The organism is Thalassospira sp. A3_1 (assembly GCF_017744215.1).
In the GTDB taxonomy this organism is placed as follows: Bacteria; Pseudomonadota; Alphaproteobacteria; order Rhodospirillales; family Thalassospiraceae; genus Thalassospira; species Thalassospira lucentensis_A.
This window is the reverse complement of record NZ_JAGHQQ010000001.1, coordinates 764,257-781,710: the sequence shown is the minus strand read 5'-3', so window position 1 is coordinate 781,710 and position 17,454 is coordinate 764,257. Positions and strand designations below refer to the sequence as shown.

Genomic DNA, 17,454 nt, shown 5'->3' with positions numbered 1-17,454 from the left:
AATTTTGCGCATGGGTGAATTGGGGCCGGTGCGGTAAATGGCGCGATTGCGGGCTGTGTGGTTTGGCCCGCATCTTGCTGTGTTTGCCGATGGGCCAGCCGGTCTGACCACGGGTTAACCGGTTGTGCGACTGAAACATTCAGGTGGCTTTGTGCAGCTTCGCAAACTCGAAAACCCGGTCCGCAGCGATTTGAAGGCGGAACCGCAAATGTCAGACGCTTCCAACCCGATCGTCACCGACGGCCGGGCCCAGGTTGCGTTCAAGCCGGGCCCTGAGTCTGCGGATAAACCGGGTTTTGCGGCCCTTGATCATCTTTATTACCGCGATCCGATGAAAATCCTGTTCCCGCGTCCGATGGCCGGGGATCTGGTGACCGCCGTTCTGGTGACGACATCGGGTGGCATGGTGGGTGGCGATCATCTGGCATTTGAAGGCCGGGTCAAGGCAGGGGCATCCGCCCTGTTTACCGCACAGGCCGCCGAAAAGATTTACCGTTCCGCCGGGCCCGATTGCGTCATGTCGGTTGATCTGGCGGCCGAAGATGATGGCTGGCTGGAATGGTTGCCGCATGAAACCATCCTGTTTGAGCAGGCGCGTCTGCGCCGCAAGACGAAGGTTTCCGTTACCGGTTCCGGACAGGTGATGGCCGGTGAAATCATGGTGTTTGGCCGTCTTGCCCGTGGCGAGGTTTTCACAACCGGTCTGGCACGCGATGCGTGGGATGTCTCGATTGACGGGCGGCCTGTCTGGCGCGATGCGCTGCATCTGGAAGGTGATGTTTTGCGCATGCTTGATCACCCGGCATCGTTTGATGGTGCGCGGGCGGCGGCGACCGCCATTCTGGTCGGGCAGGGTGCCGAGGATAAACTTGATATTGCCCGCGATTGTCTGGTGCGCGCATCCGAGGGTTTGATGGATACGGATGTGCTGTGCGCGGCAACGGCGATGAAGGGGATTGTGATCACGCGTTTCATGGCGCGCGATCCGATGAAATTGCGCCGGGTTTACGGCGCGTGGTGGAAACAGTTCCGCCATGAAACACGCGGACTTCCGGCGCGCCTGCCGCGTCTTTGGGAAATTTAGGAGAACGGCATGAATCTGACGCCACGCGAAAAGGACAAATTGCTGGTTTCAATGGCCGCCATGGTGGCACGACGCCGCCTTGAACGCGGTGTGAAACTGAACCATCCCGAAGCCATCGCCCTGATCACGGATTTTGTGGTCGAAGGTGCGCGCGACGGCAAATCGGTTGCCGATCTGATGCGTGACGGGGCGACCGTGATCACGCGCGATCAGGTGATGGATGGCATCGCCGAAATGATCCATGAAATTCAGGTCGAAGCGACATTTCCCGACGGGACGAAGCTTGTGACCGTTCACGAACCGATCCGCTAGGCAAAGGAAACAGGCCATGATTCCAGGTGAAATCATTACCAAAGAAGGCAGCCTGATCCTTAATCAGGATCGCGAAACCAAAACACTGACCGTCGCCAATACCGGGGATCGCCCGGTACAGGTCGGATCGCACTATCATTTTTATGAAACCAATCCGGGCCTTGATTTTGATCGCGAGGCGGCGCGCGGTTTCCGTCTTGATATCCCGGCGGGCACCGCCGTTCGGTTCGAACCGGGCCAGACGCGCGAGGTCAATCTGGTGAAATATGCCGGGTCGGGTGTGGTCTATGGCTTTAATGCCAAAATCAATGGCAAGCTGGGAGCGTAAAAATGGCTTATGAAATTGATCGCGCATCCTATGCCGCCATGTTTGGCCCGACCGTGGGTGATAAGGTCCGTCTGGCTGATACCGAGCTTTTGATCGAGGTCGAACAGGATTTCACGATCCTTGGCGAGGAAGTCAAATTCGGCGGCGGCAAGGTCATCCGCGACGGCATGGGCCAGTCGCAGGCATCGCGTGCCGAAGGATCGGTCGATACCGTGATCACCAACGCGCTGATCCTTGATTATACCGGCATCATCAAGGCCGATATCGGCATTCGCGATGGCCGTATCGCCGGGATCGGCAAGGCCGGGAACCCCGATGTGCAGCCCGGTGTCGACATCATCATCGGTCCGGGGACCGAGGTGATTGCCGGTGAGGGCAACATCATCACCGCAGGCGGTATTGACGCCCATATTCACTGGATTTGCCCCCAACAGGTCGAAGATGCGCTGTATTCCGGCGTAACCACGATGCTGGGCGGCGGGACCGGCCCGGCGGCGGGCACGAACGCCACCACCTGTACGCCCGGTCCGTGGCACATTGCCCGCATGTTGCAGGCAGCCGACGGATTGCCAATGAATATCGGTTTCTTTGGCAAGGGTAACGCGACCCTGCCGGGGTCATTGATCGAACAGGTCAAAGCCGGTGTTTGCGGGCTTAAACTGCATGAAGACTGGGGCACGACCCCGGCGTCGATTGATACCTGTCTGTCGGTGGCTGATGACCTTGACGTGCAGGTGATGATCCATACCGATACGCTGAATGAAAGCGGCTTTGTCGAACATACCCGCGCATCGTTCAAGGGGCGCACCATCCATACCTTCCACACCGAAGGGGCCGGTGGCGGCCATGCGCCCGATATCATCAAGCTGTGTGGCGAGGCCAACGTTCTGCCAAGTTCGACCAACCCGACACGTCCCTTTACGGTGAACACCATCGACGAGCATCTTGATATGCTGATGGTGTGCCATCACCTTGATCCGAAAATCCCCGAAGACGTCGCCTTTGCCGAAAGCCGCATCCGCCGCGAGACCATTGCGGCCGAGGATATCCTGCATGACCTTGGCGCGTTTTCGATCATCTCATCGGACAGTCAGGCCATGGGCCGCGTGGGCGAAGTGATTTCGCGCACCTGGCAGACGGCGGACAAGATGAAAAAGCAGCGCGGCAACCTGTCGGAAGACGGGCCGGGGAATGATAATTTCCGTGCCAAGCGTTATGTCGCGAAATACACGATCAACCCGGCAATCGCACAGGGCATTGCATCCCATGTCGGATCAATCGAGGTCGGCAAGATCGCCGATATCGTGGTCTGGAAACCGATGTTCTTTGGCGTCAAACCCGATATGATCATCAAGGCGGGCATGATCATCGGGGCGGCGATGGGGGATCCGAATGCCTCGATCCCGACACCGCAGCCGGTTCATTATCGTCCGATGTTTGGTGCCTATGGTTCGGCATTGTCGAAATCGAGCTTCTCGTTCGTGTCCCAGGCCGGGATCGATGCCGGGATTGCCGCCGAATTCGGTCTGGCAAAGCAGCTTCTGGCGGTTTCGAACACGCGCAATATCGGCAAAAAGGACATGAAGCTGAACGATGCCCTGCCGAAAATGGAAGTCGATCCGGAAACCTATCAGGTTCGTGCCGATGGCGAACTTCTGACCTGTCAGCCGGTTGACCGCGTGCCGATGGCACAACGTTACTTCCTGTTCTAGGAGCCCGGATCATGCGTCGCGCGATTGAACATATCCCGGTCAGCCAGTCCGACACATCCGAAGTGCGCGGTACGGTAACACTTGCCTTTGCCGACCGTCACCGGCGGCGCATCCGGCTGATGGATGATGCCGGGGATGCGTTTCTGCTTGATCTGCCCCATGCGGTGCGGTTGGGGGATGGTGACCGGTTGCGTCTGGTTGATGGCGGGGTGATCGTGGTGCGCGCGGCTGCCGAAGATGTTCTGACCATCACCTGTTCCGGCCCGATTGCGGTGGCCAAAATGGCATGGCATATCGGCAACCGTCATACCCCGCTTCAGGTCCTGAAAGACGGGCGGCTTCGCATCATTGATGATCATGTCATGCGCGACATGGTGCAGGGGCTGGGCGGTGTTGTTTTTGCCGAAGTCGCCCCGTTCGATCCGCTGAATGGAGCCTATCACGGGCTGGGCGGCGATGGCGGTCATGGTCACAGCCACGGCAATGATCATTTCGAAGACCCGCATGATCATGACGATCACAATCATGACCACCGGCATGATCACGGCCATGACCATAGCCATGCGCATTCTCACGGGCATTCCCATTCTCATGCGCACGCCCATGCCATCGGGGAGCCGCATGACCACTGAACTTGATCCCTGTTCCCCCGCCAACCTGACGCCGAGTGGCCTGATGCGGTTGATGACATGGCTTAGCCCGTCATTCCCGGTCGGTGCCTATACCTATTCCCACGGTGTTGAATACGCGGTCGAGGATCGCCGGGTCATCAGTGCCGAAAGCCTGACTACCTGGATCGAAGGGGTTCTGGAATTTGGTGCGGGGCGGATTGATGCGGTGCTGTTTTGTGCCGCATGGCGCGCGGCGCGTGCGGAGGACCTGGACGCGCTGTTTGATATCGGGGTTGATGCCGATTGCTGGCGCGGGACGGCTGAAATGGCGCTGGAGGCAACCGCACAGGGGCGTGCCTTTGTCTCGACCGCCCAAAAGGTCTGGGGCGATGGCATTTTGACCCTCTGGGCCAACCGAATGCGCGATGATGATCGTCTGCCATCCTATCCGGTTGCGGTTGGTATTGCTGCGGCCGAGGCGGATGTGCCGCTGCGCGATGCGCTGAGCGCGTTTTTGCATGCGATGGCGGCCAATCTGGTGTCGAGTGCGGTGCGTCTGGTGCCGTTGGGGCAGACCGATGGCGTGCGGACCCTGGCGTCCCTTGATAAGGCGGTGGCGATGGCGACCGAAACCGCGATGAATACCGATCCGGTCAATCTGGGGGCGGCTGCCCCGATGGTGGACTGGACGTCGATGAAACACGAAACCCAATATACGAGGCTTTTCAGATCATGAGCTCACCCCTTCGCATTGGTATCGGTGGCCCGGTTGGTTCGGGCAAAACCGCCCTTCTGGAACGGCTGTGCAAGGCCATGCGCGACGAGTTCAATATCGCCGCGATCACCAACGATATTTACACCCGCGAGGATGCCGAATTCATGACCCGGTCGGGAGCATTGGCCGCGGACCGCATTGCCGGTGTTGAAACGGGTGGCTGCCCGCACACCGCCATTCGCGAAGACGCATCGATCAACCTTGCCGCGGTCGAGGATATGAGCGCCAAACATCCGGGGCTTGAGGCGATCTTTATTGAATCGGGTGGTGATAACCTTTCGGCGACATTTTCGCCGGAACTGGCCGATATCACCATCTATGTCATCGATGTTTCGGCGGGCGACAAAATCCCGCGTAAAGGGGGGCCTGGCATTACGCGGTCCGATCTGCTGGTGATCAACAAAACCGATCTGGCACCGCTTGTTGGGGCTGATCTGGGGGTGATGGATCGCGATGCCAGAAAAATGCGTGGCACCCGTCCGTTCCTGTTTACCAATCTCAAGGCGATGGATGGCCTTGAAGACGTCAAGAATTTCATCATCGAGACAGGGGGGCTCCGTCAATCCGCCGCGTCCTGATGGGGATCTGGACGCAATAATACCGGATGACGGGAGCACACAGCGCCCGGCCTGAAAATGGCCGGGCGTTTGTGTTTTAAATATTTTTTTAGAGGGCTATATTAAGGTTCGTGGTAAGTGTGACCCCGTTTTTGCCTCAGGCATGAGTTTGGATAAAAGTAAGTTGATTGAAGAAAAAATGGGCAAACCCGTCGTTGTTGACTTTTTCTGTGGTGCCGGTGGCCTCTCCTACGGTCTTCAGTCCGCTGGACTAAAAATAGCTGTTGGCGTCGATATTGATGCCTCTTGTCAATATGCTCTCGAAGCAAATACAGGAGCTAAATTCGTCTGTGCGGACGTTTCACAAGTTAAAAGCAAAGATGTTCAAAGTTGGTTTGGCGGCGCTTCAGTAAGAGTGATGGCAGGGTGCGCACCGTGCCAGCCTTTCTCTACGTACTCGCAAGGCCGTAAGACTAAAGACGAGCGTTGGAACTTGTTGGAAGAGTTTCAGCGCCTAGCGCTTGAAGTTTTGCCTGAAATAATAACTGTTGAAAATGTTGTAGGTCTTGCAAAGCAAGCAGTTTGGGAGAAGTTTGTTACTGCATTGCGACGTGAGAATTATTATGTATCTTGGCGGGTGGTGGATTGCGAGAAATTTGGTGTTCCCCAAACTCGAAAAAGGCTTGTGCTTGTAGCCTCTCGCATCGGAGATATCGCGCTTCCTGATCCCCAGAGCTTTGAAGTAATATCTGTTAAAGATGCTATCGCTGGATTGCCGAAAATTGACGCGGGTAGCCGAAACTCTGAAGATATTATGCACTCGGCAGCCAGTTTAAGTGATTTGAATCTAATGAGGATTAAGCATTCCAAGCCCGGAGGTACCTGGCGTGATTGGCCCGAGGACTTGAGAGCTGACTGTCACAGGAAGGATAGCGGCAAGACCTATCCTTCCGTATATGGCCGAATGGATTGGAGCAAGCCTGCTCCTACTATGACTACGCAATGTTACGGATTTGGAAACGGTAGATTTGGACACCCAGAGCAAGATCGAGCGATAAGTTTGCGTGAGGCTGCAATAATACAGTCATTTCCTACAACCTATAAGTTTATTCCAGAAGGTGGCTCAATTTCATTTGTCCACCTTGGGCGCCTTATTGGAAATGCCGTACCTCCTAAGCTCGGAGAAGCAATTGGGGGTTGTATTCTTGATCACTTAAACGGTAAAACAAATGTTGGACAGACAAGTTTGCCTTTTATTTGAGAGAAGATATGGCCCGAACTCGTGTAACTGAAGAGCAGACAGCCCAAGCTGAAGCCGCCATTGTTGATCGCTCGAAGCGAATTGATTTTTACACTACAGAATACAACGTGGAGCTTCTAGTCACGAAGCTAACAAATGAAGAGTTTGTGGTCCCAGACTATCAAAGGGCTTATACTTGGGATGAGCCAAGAAAGGCGAAGTTTATAGAATCTGTTCTTATTGGTCTTCCAATACCATTTCTGTTCTTCTGGGAGGGATCAGATGGAAAGATGGAAATTGTCGATGGATCTCAAAGACTGCGTACTTTGAAGGAATATGTTGATGGTGGATTGGTTTTAAAGGATCTTGAAGAGATACCTTCACTTAACAAAACTAAGTTTTCCGATCTACTTCCCGGGCGGCAAAGGAAGTTCTTAAATAAATCCATTCGTGGCATTGTCTTAAACGAAAACGCTGATCCTCAAGCGCGGTTTGATATGTTTGAGAGAATCAATACAGGCAGTAAAGTTGCTAACCCCGCAGAAGTTCGTCGTGGAGCACTTGCTGGTCCTTTCCAAAGCTTGGTCGAAGAGTTAGCTCAAGGGGAAAAATTTAGTAGGCTTGCCCCAGTTTCTAAGAAATCTAAAGATGAACGGGTCCCCGATGAACTAGTGACGCGGTTTTTTGCTTATGGCGACGGTCTGGAAGATTACAAGGACAGTCCAAACCGCTTTGTCTTCGAATACACGAAGAAGATGAATAAGATTTGTGGCGAGCATCCGGAAGTCATAGAACAATATCGCAGCCGTTTTGATAGAATGTTGAGTTTTGTAGCCAAGAATTTCAATACTGGGTTCACAAAGCCAAGCAATCCTAAGACTACCCCTAGGGTAAGGTTTGAGGCTATAGCGATTGGCGTTGATCAAGCAATTTCTGAGGCTCCAGATATAGTCGATAAGGACTTTTCTCGTGTGAGCGATTGGTTGGAAAGTGCTGATTTTAAGACTGCGACAACGTCTGATGCTGCCAATGTCAAATCAAAACTTGAACGCCGAATAGCGTTTGTTAAAGACGCCCTGCTAGGTGAAATCTAAATGGGTACAGTTTCTGAACTACTTGAGCGTCGATACTCTGAGATTGATGACTACTTGAAGTTGTTGGAGAGCTTGGATTCATCGCTTCTGTCTGGCCCGCCTAAGATCGGTACGGGCGTAGTATCTGCACGACAGAGTAGAGTTCTAAAATCAAGTGTTTATCTCCAATTATACAACTTGATCGAAGCAACTGTGACTTCAAGTATTGAAGAGGTTTGCAATTCAACGATTATTGGTCGCAAAGTGGCACCAGCTGATTTAAATCAGCATCTGCGAAAGGAATGGGTTCGTTCGGTCGCAAAAACGCACACTCAAATGAACGAAGATAAGCGGCTAGAATATGCCGTAGGTCTGTGTGAGCATTTGACTGCGACGCTTCCTGTATCAAACTTTGAGCTTGAGAAAGGTGGGGGAGGCAACTGGGATGATACGCAGATACATAAACTTGCTGTGAGAATCGGATGTGATCTGAAGTTTTCTTCCGACACTTATAAGCTAGTGAAGCGACCACTAAGGGATGATCTCGGTCCTTTGGCGCTGGTAGTTAATTTGCGAAACAGGCTAGCCCACGGGAGTATTTCATTCGAGGAATGTGGTCAGGAAGATACAGCAGCAGAACTTCGCGCACTTACAGAAGTAGTCATTCAGTATCTAAGGGAGTTTGTTGTTGCCTTTGAGCTATACCTTGAGAAAGAAATGTTTTTGCGTGAAGAGGTTCGGGCGGAAGCCTAGCTGCACGAGCAAAACATTGATTTTGATGTGAGGGTGGCGGGAGCACGCATCGCCCGGCCTGACAATGGCGGAGACTAAACATTTAGTCGGAAGGTTGAGCACGGACGATAGCCGCGTGCGCGGACTGCATATAAAACTTTTTTCAAAAAGTTCTTGATTTGTTCTTTTATTTGTGGCATAAGATAAAAGTCAACGGGAGAAAACCGCCCGGACCAAAACCCGCGAGGCCTTGAGCCTCGCGGGTTTTTGCGTTTGGGGTTGGATCAAAGAGGTGATCAGGATGCAGCGGCAAAGATTGAGGCAGGGTAGCGGGGTACTCCGCAGGATATGGGACGGCGGGTGGTGGAGCCATTATGGCGGCCTTCTGCCCGAGGACTAAGGGAGCTAACCCGGTCATTTGTCATGACGGGAGAGGTGCGTCTTGTTGGAGAGCGAGCGTTGAATTTGCCGGGAGCGGCAGTAATGGCAGCATCGGGCAGCGGTGATCTGTGACCCGCCGATGGTGGACCAGTGGGGGCCGTGCGCCCGAAGTGTGTCCGGGCTCCATCGGTTGCATGAAGGCCGCCATTGCCGAAGATGACCGGAGCGGGTGGCGGGCCAGAAGGCCGTCAGTTGGCGAGGATGGCGAACGCCCGAGGTTTGTCCGGGCTTCGTCTGTTGCCGGAAATGTTGACATGGCCGGGAGTGATCGGAGCGGATCGAGAGCCCGAAGGTCGTCTGCTGGCGAGGATGGCAGATGCCCGAGATGTGTCCGGGGCTCATCGGCTGCCGGAAATGCCGACATGGCCGGGAGTAACCGGAGCGGATCGAGAGCCCGAAGGCCGTCTGCTGGCGAGGATGGCAGATGCCCGAGATGTGTCCGGGCTCCATCGGTTGCCGGAAGTGCGGCCATTGCCGAAAGTGACCGGAGCAGGCCGTGAGCCCGAGGTGGTTTATTGGCGAGACTGGTGGTGGCATGAGGTTGGCTCGGGGTGTGGGGGCAGAATTGCCGGAAAGCGAGCGGAGCGAGGTGTTCGTCCGAAGGCGGCCTTGTCAGCGGCGCTGTCTGCGCCCGGTTGGGCGAGGATGCGAAAGCCCAAGGTTTGCCAGACTTATCTGATTGCGGGAAGCCCGGTTTTGGGTGGGGGGCCCTGCCGTCGCACCGGTCGTCGACTGTCTGCGGTCCGGGCATGTGATGCTGTTTGATCCGTAGCAAGCTTTTGAAACCAAAATATTATTAGGCGATTCTGATCCTGTCCTGATGGAGATGATGCGTCATTTTTCTTTGCGATCTGCGGTTTTGCGGCTATCCCTTCGGCCGTTGAACCGGTCGGGCGGACCGGAAAACGAACGGTGATGTGTCGGGGCTTGTGCCATCACCGCCGGGGAGAACGGGAAGGAAGGATCGTAAAATCATGAACACCAAAGATATCGTCTATATCGCGCTGTTTGCGGCGGTGACTGCCGTGCTTGGGCTGTTTCCACCCATCACCCTGCCGATTACCGGCGTGCCGGTGACCGCGCAATCGCTGGGGCCGATGCTGGCCGGGGCGATTTTGGGGGCGCGTCGTGGCGGGCTTTCGATCCTGCTGTTTGTTGTGCTGGTTGCGCTTGGCCTGCCGCTTCTGTCGGGTGGTCGCGGTGGTTTTGGCGTTCTTCTCGGGGCGACGGGCGGCTTTATCGTTGGCTGGGTGATTGCGGCCTTTGTGATCGGCCTGCTGATTGAAAAATTTTGGGACAGGCTGAATGTCGTTAACGCGGCATTGTCGATCGCGATTGGCGGGATTGTTGTCCTGTATGCGATTGGCAATCTTTGGGTCAGCATCGTTGTTGAAATCAGTTACTGGAAGGCGACCGTCGGGGCCGCGCCATTCCTGATTGGCGATGTGATCAAGGTTGCGATTGCGACCGCGGCCTGCCTTGCCGTTCGCCGCGCCTATCCCTTGATTTCCAGGGCACGCTAGGTTTTGATGGGGCGCGGTCATCAGATCGCGCCTTTTGCTGTTATTCCCTGTCTGAAATTTTGCGCCAGGTGCCGATGATCACGCTTGAAAATGTCACCGTGGAATTCGATCAGCGTCGCGTGCTTGACGATATTTCACTGTCACTTTCCGAAAGGCGGATCGGGATTGTCGGGGCCAATGGATCGGGCAAAAGCACGTTTGTCCGGCTTCTGAACGGGCTTCAGGTGGCATCGTCGGGGACTGTGCGCGTCGATGATTTCGATGCCGCCAAGGACGGGCGCAAATTGCGCCGTCATGTCGGCTTTGTTTTTCAGAACCCGGATAATCAGATCGTCTATCCGGTGGTCGAGGAAGACATCGCCTTTGGCCTGAAGGCATTGAAACTGCCCAAGGACGAGATTGACCGTCGGATTGACGAAGTCCTTGCGCGATATGACCTGTCGGAATTTCGCAATCATCCCAGCCATCTGTTAAGCGGGGGCCAGAAACAGCTTCTGGCGATTTCCGGTGTGCTGGTGATGGCGCCGCGTTATGTCATCTTTGACGAGCCGACCACGTTGCTTGACCTGCGCAATCGCAACCGGGTCGAACGCGCGATTGCCCAACTTGATCAGACCGTGATCACCGTTTCCCATGATCTTGATCTGATTGCCAATTATGACCGGGTGCTGGTGTTTGAAAATGGCCGGATCGCCTGTGACGATGTCCCGGCCATCGCCATTCCCCGCTATCGGGAGATGATGGCGTGATCGCCGGACTTTACATCGATGGCAATTCCGCCCTGCATCGGGCGGCGGCGGGGTTAAAGGTGCTTGCCCTTGTGCTGCTGGGGACCGGTGTTTTTCTGATCCCGGACTGGCCGGTTCTGGCGGGGGTGCTGGTGACGGTTTTTGTCCTGTATCCGGCGTCGGGTTTTGGCCCCGGCATCCTTTGGGCGCAGATCAGGCCGATATTGTGGTTGCTGGCTTTGTTCTTTGCCGTGCAGCTCTGGCTCAATGACTGGCAGGCGGGGCTTGTGGTGATTTTCCGGTTAGCCGCGATTGTTACCTTCGCCGGGCTTGTCACCCTGACGACCAGAACGTCCGACATGCTGGCCGCGCTGGAGCGGGCGATGAGGCCGCTGGCGCGGTTTGGGGTTAATCCGGAGAAGGTCAGTCTGGCCTTTTCGATGGTGTTGCGATTTATCCCGGTGATTGCGCAAATCGGTCATGAAATCCGCGATGCGCAACGCGCGCGCGGACTTGATAAATCGGTGCTGGCGCTTGTCGTGCCGCTGATCATTCGCACGCTTAAAACGGCGGATGATGTGGCCGATGCCATTGATGCGCGCAGCTTTGACCCGGATTAATCTTCAAAAAAAAAAGACCCGGCACGCCTACAGGGACGAGGCGCGTGCCGGGTGAAAACCGCTTGGGTGCGGGTTCTGTGCGGTTGCCTGATCTCAGGCGATACCAAGATGCCATGCGTGGAAACGCAGATGGTCTTCGATAAAGCTCGCGATGAAGTAATAGCTATGGTCGTAGCCTTCCTGCATGCGCAGGTTCAGCGGATAACCGGCATGGCTTGCCGCGGCAAAAAGCGTATCGGGTTTAAGCTGCTCGGTCAGGAAGCCATCGGCATCGCCCTGATCGACAAGGGCGGGGGTTTGCATATCCTTGGCGGTTGCGGCCTTCATCAGTTCCGAACTGTCCCACTGTTTCCAGACGGATTTGTCATCGCCCAGATAATTGCCAAGCGCCTTCTGGCCCCACGGGCAATTGATCGGGTTTGAAATCGGGGAAAAGGCCGTCACCGATTTGAACATGCCCGGATTTTTAAGCGCGATCATCAGCGCACCGTGCCCGCCCATCGAATGGCCGGAAATCACCGCATCATCGGAAATCGGGAAATGATCGCGCACAAGGGCCGGAAGTTCCTTGGTCACGTAATCATACATGCGGTAATTGCGCGCCCAGGGTTCCTGCGTCGCGTTGACGTAAAAACCGGCACCCTTGCCAAAATCGTAGGCCTCTTCTTCGTCATCGGGGACATGGTCGCCGCGCGGGCTGGTGTCGGGGGCGACGATGGCAATGCCAAGTTCGCTTGCGATGCGAAACGCGCCGGCCTTCTGCATGAAGTTTTCATCCGTGCAGGTCAGTCCCGATAACCAGTACATCACCGGCACGCGGTTGCCCTTGCCCGCCTGACGCGGCAGGAAGATGGCAAACCGCATATCGCAGCCCAGTACATCGGACCGATGGGTATATTGTTTGTGCCAGCCGCCGAACACCTTGTTGCTGGACGAATTTTCAATGCCCATTTTATTCTCCCGTTCGCCCGCCTTGCCGGAATTTCACCGGCAGGGCGGGGTTTTCGTATGAAGCCAGATGGTCTTAATAGTGAATGACCGAACGGATGCTTTCGCCTTCATGCATCAGGTCGAAAGCTTCGTTGATGTCTTCAAGCTTCATGGTGTGGGTGATGAAATCGGACAGTTTGAATTCGCCCTTAAGGTAGCGTTCGACATAATCGGGCAGTTGTGAGCGGCCCTTGACCCCGCCAAAGGCGGTGCCGCGCCAGACGCGACCGGTGACAAGCTGGAACGGACGGGTCGAGATTTCCTGTCCGGCACCGGCGACACCGATAATCACCGACTCCCCCCAACCCTTGTGGCAGCATTCAAGGGCGGAACGCATCACATTGACATTGCCGATGCATTCAAAGCTGTATTCAACGCCGCCATCGGTCATCTCAACGATGACGTCCTGGATCGGTTTGTCGAATTTTTGCGGGTTGATGGTGTCGGTCGCGCCAAGCTGTTTGGCGAGTTCGAATTTCTTTTCGTTGATATCAATGGCGATGATGCGGCTGGCGCCCGCCATTTTGCAGCCGATGATGGCCGAAAGACCAATCCCGCCCAGACCGAAAATGGCAACGCTGTCACCCGGTTTGACCTTGGCGGCGTTGGTGGCGGCCCCCATGCCGGTGGTGACACCGCAACCCAGCAGGCAGACTTCTTCAAGCGGGGCGGTTTTGTTGACCTTGGCAATCGAAATTTCCGGCAGAACCGTATATTCCGAGAAGGTCGAGCAGCCCATATAATGATAGATCGGCTTGCCATTCTGCGAGAAACGCGTGGTGCCATCGGGCATAAGGCCCTTGCCCTGGGTGGCGCGGATTTTCTGGCACAGGTTGGTTTTGCCCGATTTGCAGAATTTGCATTCGCCGCATTCCGGGGTGTAAAGCGGGATCACATGATCGCCGACCGCAACGCTGGTGACCCCTTCGCCGATTGATTCAACAATCCCGCCACCTTCATGGCCAAGGATGGCGGGGAAAATGCCTTCGGGGTCGTCGCCCGACAGGGTAAAGGCATCGGTGTGGCAAACACCGGTGGCAACGATACGCACGCGGACTTCGCCAGCCTTGGGCGGGGCGACCTGAACTTCTTCAATCGATAGCGGCTTGCCCGCTTCCCAGGCAATGGCGGCTTTGCAGGTGATGGTTTGGGCGCTCATGTCGCTCCTCCGGCTTGAATGATTTACTGCCAACAGTGTATTTATTTCCCCTGATCTGATAATCCGGTATTTCGGTAAATGACTTTTACGGTGGTGTAATAATGAATGCGTGGGACGGGATCAGCGAATTCGTTGCCGTGACGGAACGCAAAAGCTTTACGGCAGCCGCCAGGCAGCTTGGCATTTCCGTGGCCCAGGTCAGCCGCCAGATCACCGCGTTAGAAGAAAAGCTTGGCGTTCAGCTTTTTTACCGCACCACGCGCAAGGTGAGTGCTACCGAAGCCGGATTGGTTTACTACCAGCATTGCCGACAATTGCTGGATGGTTTGCAGGATGCGGAACGCGCAATCGGCACCCTGACGCAGGTGCCGCGTGGCAAGCTTAAACTGACCGCGCCCACCACCTATGGCGAAACAGTGATTGCGCCGCTGGTGAATGATTTCGTCGCGCGATATCCGGAACTTGAAGTCCAGTGCCGCTTTACCAACCAGAAACTTGATCTGGTGCTCGAAGGCTATGACATGGCGATCCGCCTTGGGCGGCTTGATGGCACGACCGGCAGTTTGATGAGCCAGCAGCTTTCAACCCGACGCCTATATGCCTGCGCATCGCCAGCCTATCTTTCCAAACGTGGGGAACCGCACTCGCTTTCGGAGCTGGCGCGCCATAACTGCCTTGTCGGGACGCTGGATTACTGGCGGTTTGAAGAAGATGGCCGGGAACGCACCATCCGCATTCATGGCTCGATCCATGCCAATAGCGGGCAGGCGTTGCTGGATGCCGCGCTAAAGGGCATCGGCATTGTCCAGTTGCCGGATTATTACGTCGATCCGTGGATCGCCAGCGGTGATCTGATCCCGGTCCTGTCCAAATTCCAGCCGACCGATGAAGGTATCTGGGCGCTGTATCCGACCAACCGGCACCTTAGTCCGAAAATCCGGATGCTGGTGGAGCATTTGGGGCGGTATTTGGGGTGATTTTGTTACCGAACGGTTCCATTTATCCTGAAATCGAGGAAATGATACCGTTCGGTGTCGCTTAATGGTTCTGGCAGCGCGATTTAATGTCTTCCAAGGCGAGATCAAGCAGGCTTGTGTCCGCAATTGTTCCGCGCGTGGCTTGGCGCAGTTTGGCTGCGGCTTTTCCGGTCAGGCTGGCGAGTGTTGCAAGTTCGTCGATCACCAGCTTTGGGCTGATATTGATATCGGATGCAAAAGATTCCCAATGTTCACAGCCAAGCAGTTTCGGGTTGCGTTCGCCACCGATGGACATGGCAAGAAGTATGCGTTGCTCTTTGTAAAAATTACGAAATGCGGCGGCGTTATTGAGGTCATAAAGCGGGGCGAGGCGCACGCCGCCAGCCTGCCAGATCAGGCTGTAATTTTTGGCATGGGCATCAGGATTGCCGACAAGATATTGGAAAATGGCATATCGCAGCAGCAGCAGTTTATCGCGGGCAGGATCGAGGCTGAAATCCAGCGCGGCAAACATTTTTTCCCAGTTTGGGCCACCATCGCGCTCATATTTCTGATGCGGAAAATATCCGAGCGCCTGACAGAAATCTTCCTGATGCAGGCGGGTCAGATATCGTTGGCCGGATATTTCGCGCAATGTCCGGTCGTATCGTGCGACAAGCATGAAAATCTGATCTTCTGCCTGCAAAATGTGTGACCGGGGGCAGGGAAGCCCGATTTCACGGGCGATTTCAAGGCAATAGTGTTCGACGCGGATCGATTCCGGAAGGCCCTGAATATCGGTCTTGAGGATGTGGGAACTTGGTGTATTGCCATGCGGCAGGGCAATTTTTCCACCGGTTCGAATAACAACGGCCTTGTCATGCACGCCTGCCAGCGAAATGCGGACTTCGCCCTGCGCATCAACGAATAGGGGGCGTGCAGGCAAATCGCGGATGTGCGTAGCAAGTTCTGCTTCGTCGAGAATTCGATATTCCGGATGGGTTGTATCTTCGGGGGTTTCAACAGTACCGGTTGGGGCAATGGATACCGCCCCCGCACAATCCTTGCCAAGGGCAAATAACATTGCAAATTCGTCATCTGCGGCGATGTCGTGATCTCTGCTTAAAACAAGAGCGAGTTTTCGACGGGTTAATTTGTTGTCCGGCAGCAGCCCGGCAAAGAAAGGCCCGCATTCAGCATCATCAAACCAGTGATTTTCACCCGCTTGGGTCGGCACCGGCAGGCGAAGGGATAGTTGGTGATTTACGGTTTGATCGGTGGCAGATCGGTGAATGTGATCGGGACTATAGCGGAAGCGCAGGCCACCATTATCGTCGGTGCCAAGTGTGCCGATTTCGATGCCGTGCAACCGAACAGAGGCTTCCTGTGTCATTAAAGCCCCTCGTCAATGTCGATAACGCCGGATAGATCGTTTGGTGTTGTGGTGGTCTGAAGATCGGTCAGAGATAAAGGGCTGCCCAGTAAAACGAACAGGCGAATGATCATGTCAATGGGCGGGGTGCTGCTGCCGCGCTCGAATGACGATAGCCATTTTCGGCTGTAGCCGATAAGGGCTGCGGTCTGGCTTTGGGTAAGGCCGCGCTGCTTGCGTAATCTGCGCGCGGCCTCCCGGATATCGTCTATGTTTCGAATGATCATATGTCACCGAACAGTTTCTTTCTTGCCTGAGACAAGATTATGTAACTATTCGGTATCATTCAAGCAAAATGCGCTGTTTTGACACCAAGCGGTATCAAAGCAGCGCATGAAAACTTTACTGCGCGGTCCAGCCACCATCGACCGACATATGCGTGCCGGTCATTTGGGATGCGGCGTCCGAGCACAGGAACAGGGCCGTCTGGCCGATCTGTTCGGGGGTGACGAACTGTTTGGACGGGTGTTTGTCCGAGACCAGATTGGTTGCGGCCTGTTCGACGGAAATGCCGCCTTCCTTGGCCTTGGCTTCGATCTGGCGTTCGACCAGTTCGGTGCGTACCCAGCCCGGGCAGATTGAATTGGCTGTGATGCCGGTTTCGGCGGTTTCAAGGGCTGTTACCTTGGTCAGGCCCATGATGCCGTGCTTGGCCGCGACATAGGCGGCCTTTTGCACCGATGCGACCAGACCGTGGGCGGAGGCGGTATTGATGATCCGGCCCCAGTTTTTCTTTTTCATGTTCGGCAGGGCAAAGCGCGTCGTGTGGAAGGCCGAGGTCAGGTTGATCGCGATGATCGCATCCCATTTTTCCGGCGGGAAATCCTCGATCAGGGCGGTGTATTGGATACCGGCATTGTTGATCAGGATATCGGCACCACCGCCGAATTTTGCGGCGGCGTCCATCATCATCGCTTCGATCTGGTCGGGTTTGGAGAGGTCCGCGCCATTGTAATGCGCGGTGACGCCAAATTCGGTTTCAAGCGATTTGCGGGTGGCCTCGATTTCGTCCTTGTCGCCAAAGCCGTTCAGCATGACATCCGCCCCGGCCCCTGCAAGGGCCTTGGCCATGGCAAGACCGATGCCGCTGGTCGATCCGGTAACAAGTGCGCATTTGCCTGTCAGCATGATGTTTCTCCCTGTGGGTGAGGAGTTGTTCCTCCTCATAAGTTAGGTGGATC

At 55.3% G+C, this 17,454-nt stretch carries 19 protein-coding genes; 14 read left to right on the top strand and 5 right to left on the bottom strand.

All coding sequences use genetic code 11. The annotated features are described in order from the left end of the window. Window positions 1-208 precede the first annotated feature (208 nt). The 13 genes from J7395_RS03445 (at window position 209) to J7395_RS03385 (ending at window position 11,736) form a co-directional block, all read left to right on the top strand. Window positions 209-1,084, top strand: coding sequence for an urease accessory protein UreD (locus tag J7395_RS03445; RefSeq protein ID WP_247741941.1), 876 nt, complete (start codon window positions 209-211; stop codon window positions 1,082-1,084). A gap of 9 nt (window positions 1,085-1,093) precedes the next feature. Beyond that, on the top strand, window positions 1,094-1,396 hold the full coding sequence (locus J7395_RS03440) for an urease subunit gamma (protein WP_007088863.1): 303 nt from the start codon (window positions 1,094-1,096) through the stop codon (window positions 1,394-1,396). A gap of 16 nt (window positions 1,397-1,412) precedes the next feature. Continuing rightward, window positions 1,413-1,724: an urease subunit beta gene (locus J7395_RS03435; protein ID WP_007088864.1), complete on the top strand. Its 312-nt coding sequence runs from the start codon at window positions 1,413-1,415 to the stop codon at window positions 1,722-1,724. Window positions 1,725-1,726: 2 nt separating this feature from the next. After that, the gene (ureC, locus tag J7395_RS03430; RefSeq protein ID WP_209220530.1) at window positions 1,727-3,436 is read left to right on the top strand and encodes an urease subunit alpha; all 1,710 of its coding nucleotides are present in this window, start codon (window positions 1,727-1,729) and stop codon (window positions 3,434-3,436) included. An 11-nt stretch (window positions 3,437-3,447) separates the two neighbouring features. Further along, window positions 3,448-4,068: an urease accessory protein UreE gene (locus J7395_RS03425; RefSeq protein WP_209220529.1), complete on the top strand. Its 621-nt coding sequence runs from the start codon at window positions 3,448-3,450 to the stop codon at window positions 4,066-4,068. Further along, window positions 4,058-4,783 carry an urease accessory protein UreF gene (locus J7395_RS03420; protein ID WP_209220528.1) on the top strand — a complete coding sequence of 242 codons (726 nt, stop codon included), beginning with the start codon at window positions 4,058-4,060 and terminating at the stop codon, window positions 4,781-4,783. Before J7395_RS03425 ends, J7395_RS03420 begins: the two co-directional genes overlap by 11 nt. Beyond that, window positions 4,780-5,400, top strand: coding sequence for an urease accessory protein UreG (ureG, locus tag J7395_RS03415; RefSeq protein ID WP_007088868.1), 621 nt, complete (start codon window positions 4,780-4,782; stop codon window positions 5,398-5,400). Before J7395_RS03420 ends, ureG begins: the two co-directional genes overlap by 4 nt. Window positions 5,401-5,563: 163 nt before the next feature. Then, the gene (locus tag J7395_RS03410) at window positions 5,564-6,640 is read left to right on the top strand and encodes a DNA cytosine methyltransferase (protein WP_247741940.1); all 1,077 of its coding nucleotides are present in this window, start codon (window positions 5,564-5,566) and stop codon (window positions 6,638-6,640) included. An 8-nt stretch (window positions 6,641-6,648) separates the two neighbouring features. Continuing rightward, entirely contained in the window at window positions 6,649-7,713 is a 1,065-nt protein-coding gene (locus J7395_RS03405) for a DUF262 domain-containing protein (RefSeq protein ID WP_209220526.1), read from the top strand. After that, entirely contained in the window at window positions 7,714-8,445 is a 732-nt protein-coding gene (locus J7395_RS03400) for an MAE_28990/MAE_18760 family HEPN-like nuclease (protein WP_209220525.1), read from the top strand. Window positions 8,446-9,839: 1,394 nt separating this feature from the next. Next, window positions 9,840-10,388: a biotin transporter BioY gene (locus J7395_RS03395; RefSeq protein ID WP_209220524.1), complete on the top strand. Its 549-nt coding sequence runs from the start codon at window positions 9,840-9,842 to the stop codon at window positions 10,386-10,388. Between the two features lie 74 nt (window positions 10,389-10,462). Further along, entirely contained in the window at window positions 10,463-11,137 is a 675-nt protein-coding gene (locus J7395_RS03390) for an ABC transporter ATP-binding protein (RefSeq protein ID WP_209220523.1), read from the top strand. Then, the gene (locus J7395_RS03385; protein ID WP_209220522.1) at window positions 11,134-11,736 is read left to right on the top strand and encodes an energy-coupling factor transporter transmembrane protein EcfT; all 603 of its coding nucleotides are present in this window, start codon (window positions 11,134-11,136) and stop codon (window positions 11,734-11,736) included. Before J7395_RS03390 ends, J7395_RS03385 begins: the two co-directional genes overlap by 4 nt. Window positions 11,737-11,829: 93 nt before the next feature. Here the strand turns inward: J7395_RS03385 and fghA are convergent, their stop codons facing one another. Next, the gene (fghA, locus tag J7395_RS03380; RefSeq protein ID WP_209220521.1) at window positions 11,830-12,687 is read right to left on the bottom strand and encodes an S-formylglutathione hydrolase; all 858 of its coding nucleotides are present in this window, start codon (window positions 12,685-12,687) and stop codon (window positions 11,830-11,832) included. A 73-nt stretch (window positions 12,688-12,760) separates the two neighbouring features. Continuing rightward, on the bottom strand, window positions 12,761-13,885 hold the full coding sequence (locus J7395_RS03375; RefSeq protein ID WP_085645581.1) for an S-(hydroxymethyl)glutathione dehydrogenase/class III alcohol dehydrogenase: 1,125 nt from the start codon (window positions 13,883-13,885) through the stop codon (window positions 12,761-12,763). A gap of 101 nt (window positions 13,886-13,986) precedes the next feature. On the opposite strand from J7395_RS03375, the gene J7395_RS03370 reads away from it, so the two are divergent. Further along, window positions 13,987-14,862 (top strand): LysR substrate-binding domain-containing protein, encoded by an 876-nt coding sequence (locus J7395_RS03370; RefSeq protein ID WP_209220520.1) that lies wholly within the window; start codon window positions 13,987-13,989, stop codon window positions 14,860-14,862. A 61-nt stretch (window positions 14,863-14,923) separates the two neighbouring features. On the opposite strand, the gene J7395_RS03365 is transcribed toward J7395_RS03370, so the two are convergent. From J7395_RS03365 to J7395_RS03355, 3 genes are all read right to left on the bottom strand, one after another. Then, window positions 14,924-16,234, bottom strand: a complete 1,311-nt coding sequence (locus tag J7395_RS03365) for a type II toxin-antitoxin system HipA family toxin (protein ID WP_209220519.1) — start codon at window positions 16,232-16,234, stop codon at window positions 14,924-14,926. Beyond that, window positions 16,234-16,500, bottom strand: coding sequence for a helix-turn-helix transcriptional regulator (locus J7395_RS03360; protein WP_097051590.1), 267 nt, complete (start codon window positions 16,498-16,500; stop codon window positions 16,234-16,236). The genes J7395_RS03365 and J7395_RS03360 overlap by 1 nt, the downstream gene beginning before the upstream one ends. A 115-nt stretch (window positions 16,501-16,615) precedes the next feature. Next, window positions 16,616-17,401, bottom strand: a complete 786-nt coding sequence (locus J7395_RS03355) for a 3-hydroxybutyrate dehydrogenase (RefSeq protein WP_247741939.1) — start codon at window positions 17,399-17,401, stop codon at window positions 16,616-16,618. Window positions 17,402-17,454 lie beyond the last annotated feature (53 nt).

Coding starts and splice junctions, on each gene's coding strand:
- J7395_RS03425 (WP_209220529.1), top strand. CDS start 3,448: ATGCGTCGCGCGATTGAACATATCCCGGTCAGCCAGTCCGACACATCC.
- J7395_RS03420 (WP_209220528.1), top strand. CDS start 4,058: ATGACCACTGAACTTGATCCCTGTTCCCCCGCCAACCTGACGCCGAGT.
- J7395_RS03435 (WP_007088864.1), top strand. CDS start 1,413: ATGATTCCAGGTGAAATCATTACCAAAGAAGGCAGCCTGATCCTTAAT.
- ureC (WP_209220530.1), top strand. CDS start 1,727: ATGGCTTATGAAATTGATCGCGCATCCTATGCCGCCATGTTTGGCCCG.
- J7395_RS03445 (WP_247741941.1), top strand. CDS start 209: ATGTCAGACGCTTCCAACCCGATCGTCACCGACGGCCGGGCCCAGGTT.
- J7395_RS03370 (WP_209220520.1), top strand. CDS start 13,987: ATGAATGCGTGGGACGGGATCAGCGAATTCGTTGCCGTGACGGAACGC.
- J7395_RS03360 (WP_097051590.1), bottom strand. CDS start 16,500: ATGATCATTCGAAACATAGACGATATCCGGGAGGCCGCGCGCAGATTA.
- J7395_RS03440 (WP_007088863.1), top strand. CDS start 1,094: ATGAATCTGACGCCACGCGAAAAGGACAAATTGCTGGTTTCAATGGCC.
- J7395_RS03355 (WP_247741939.1), bottom strand. CDS start 17,401: ATGCTGACAGGCAAATGCGCACTTGTTACCGGATCGACCAGCGGCATC.
- J7395_RS03405 (WP_209220526.1), top strand. CDS start 6,649: ATGGCCCGAACTCGTGTAACTGAAGAGCAGACAGCCCAAGCTGAAGCC.
- J7395_RS03400 (WP_209220525.1), top strand. CDS start 7,714: ATGGGTACAGTTTCTGAACTACTTGAGCGTCGATACTCTGAGATTGAT.
- J7395_RS03375 (WP_085645581.1), bottom strand. CDS start 13,885: ATGAGCGCCCAAACCATCACCTGCAAAGCCGCCATTGCCTGGGAAGCG.
- J7395_RS03390 (WP_209220523.1), top strand. CDS start 10,463: ATGATCACGCTTGAAAATGTCACCGTGGAATTCGATCAGCGTCGCGTG.
- fghA (WP_209220521.1), bottom strand. CDS start 12,687: ATGGGCATTGAAAATTCGTCCAGCAACAAGGTGTTCGGCGGCTGGCAC.
- J7395_RS03395 (WP_209220524.1), top strand. CDS start 9,840: ATGAACACCAAAGATATCGTCTATATCGCGCTGTTTGCGGCGGTGACT.
- ureG (WP_007088868.1), top strand. CDS start 4,780: ATGAGCTCACCCCTTCGCATTGGTATCGGTGGCCCGGTTGGTTCGGGC.
- J7395_RS03365 (WP_209220519.1), bottom strand. CDS start 16,234: ATGACACAGGAAGCCTCTGTTCGGTTGCACGGCATCGAAATCGGCACA.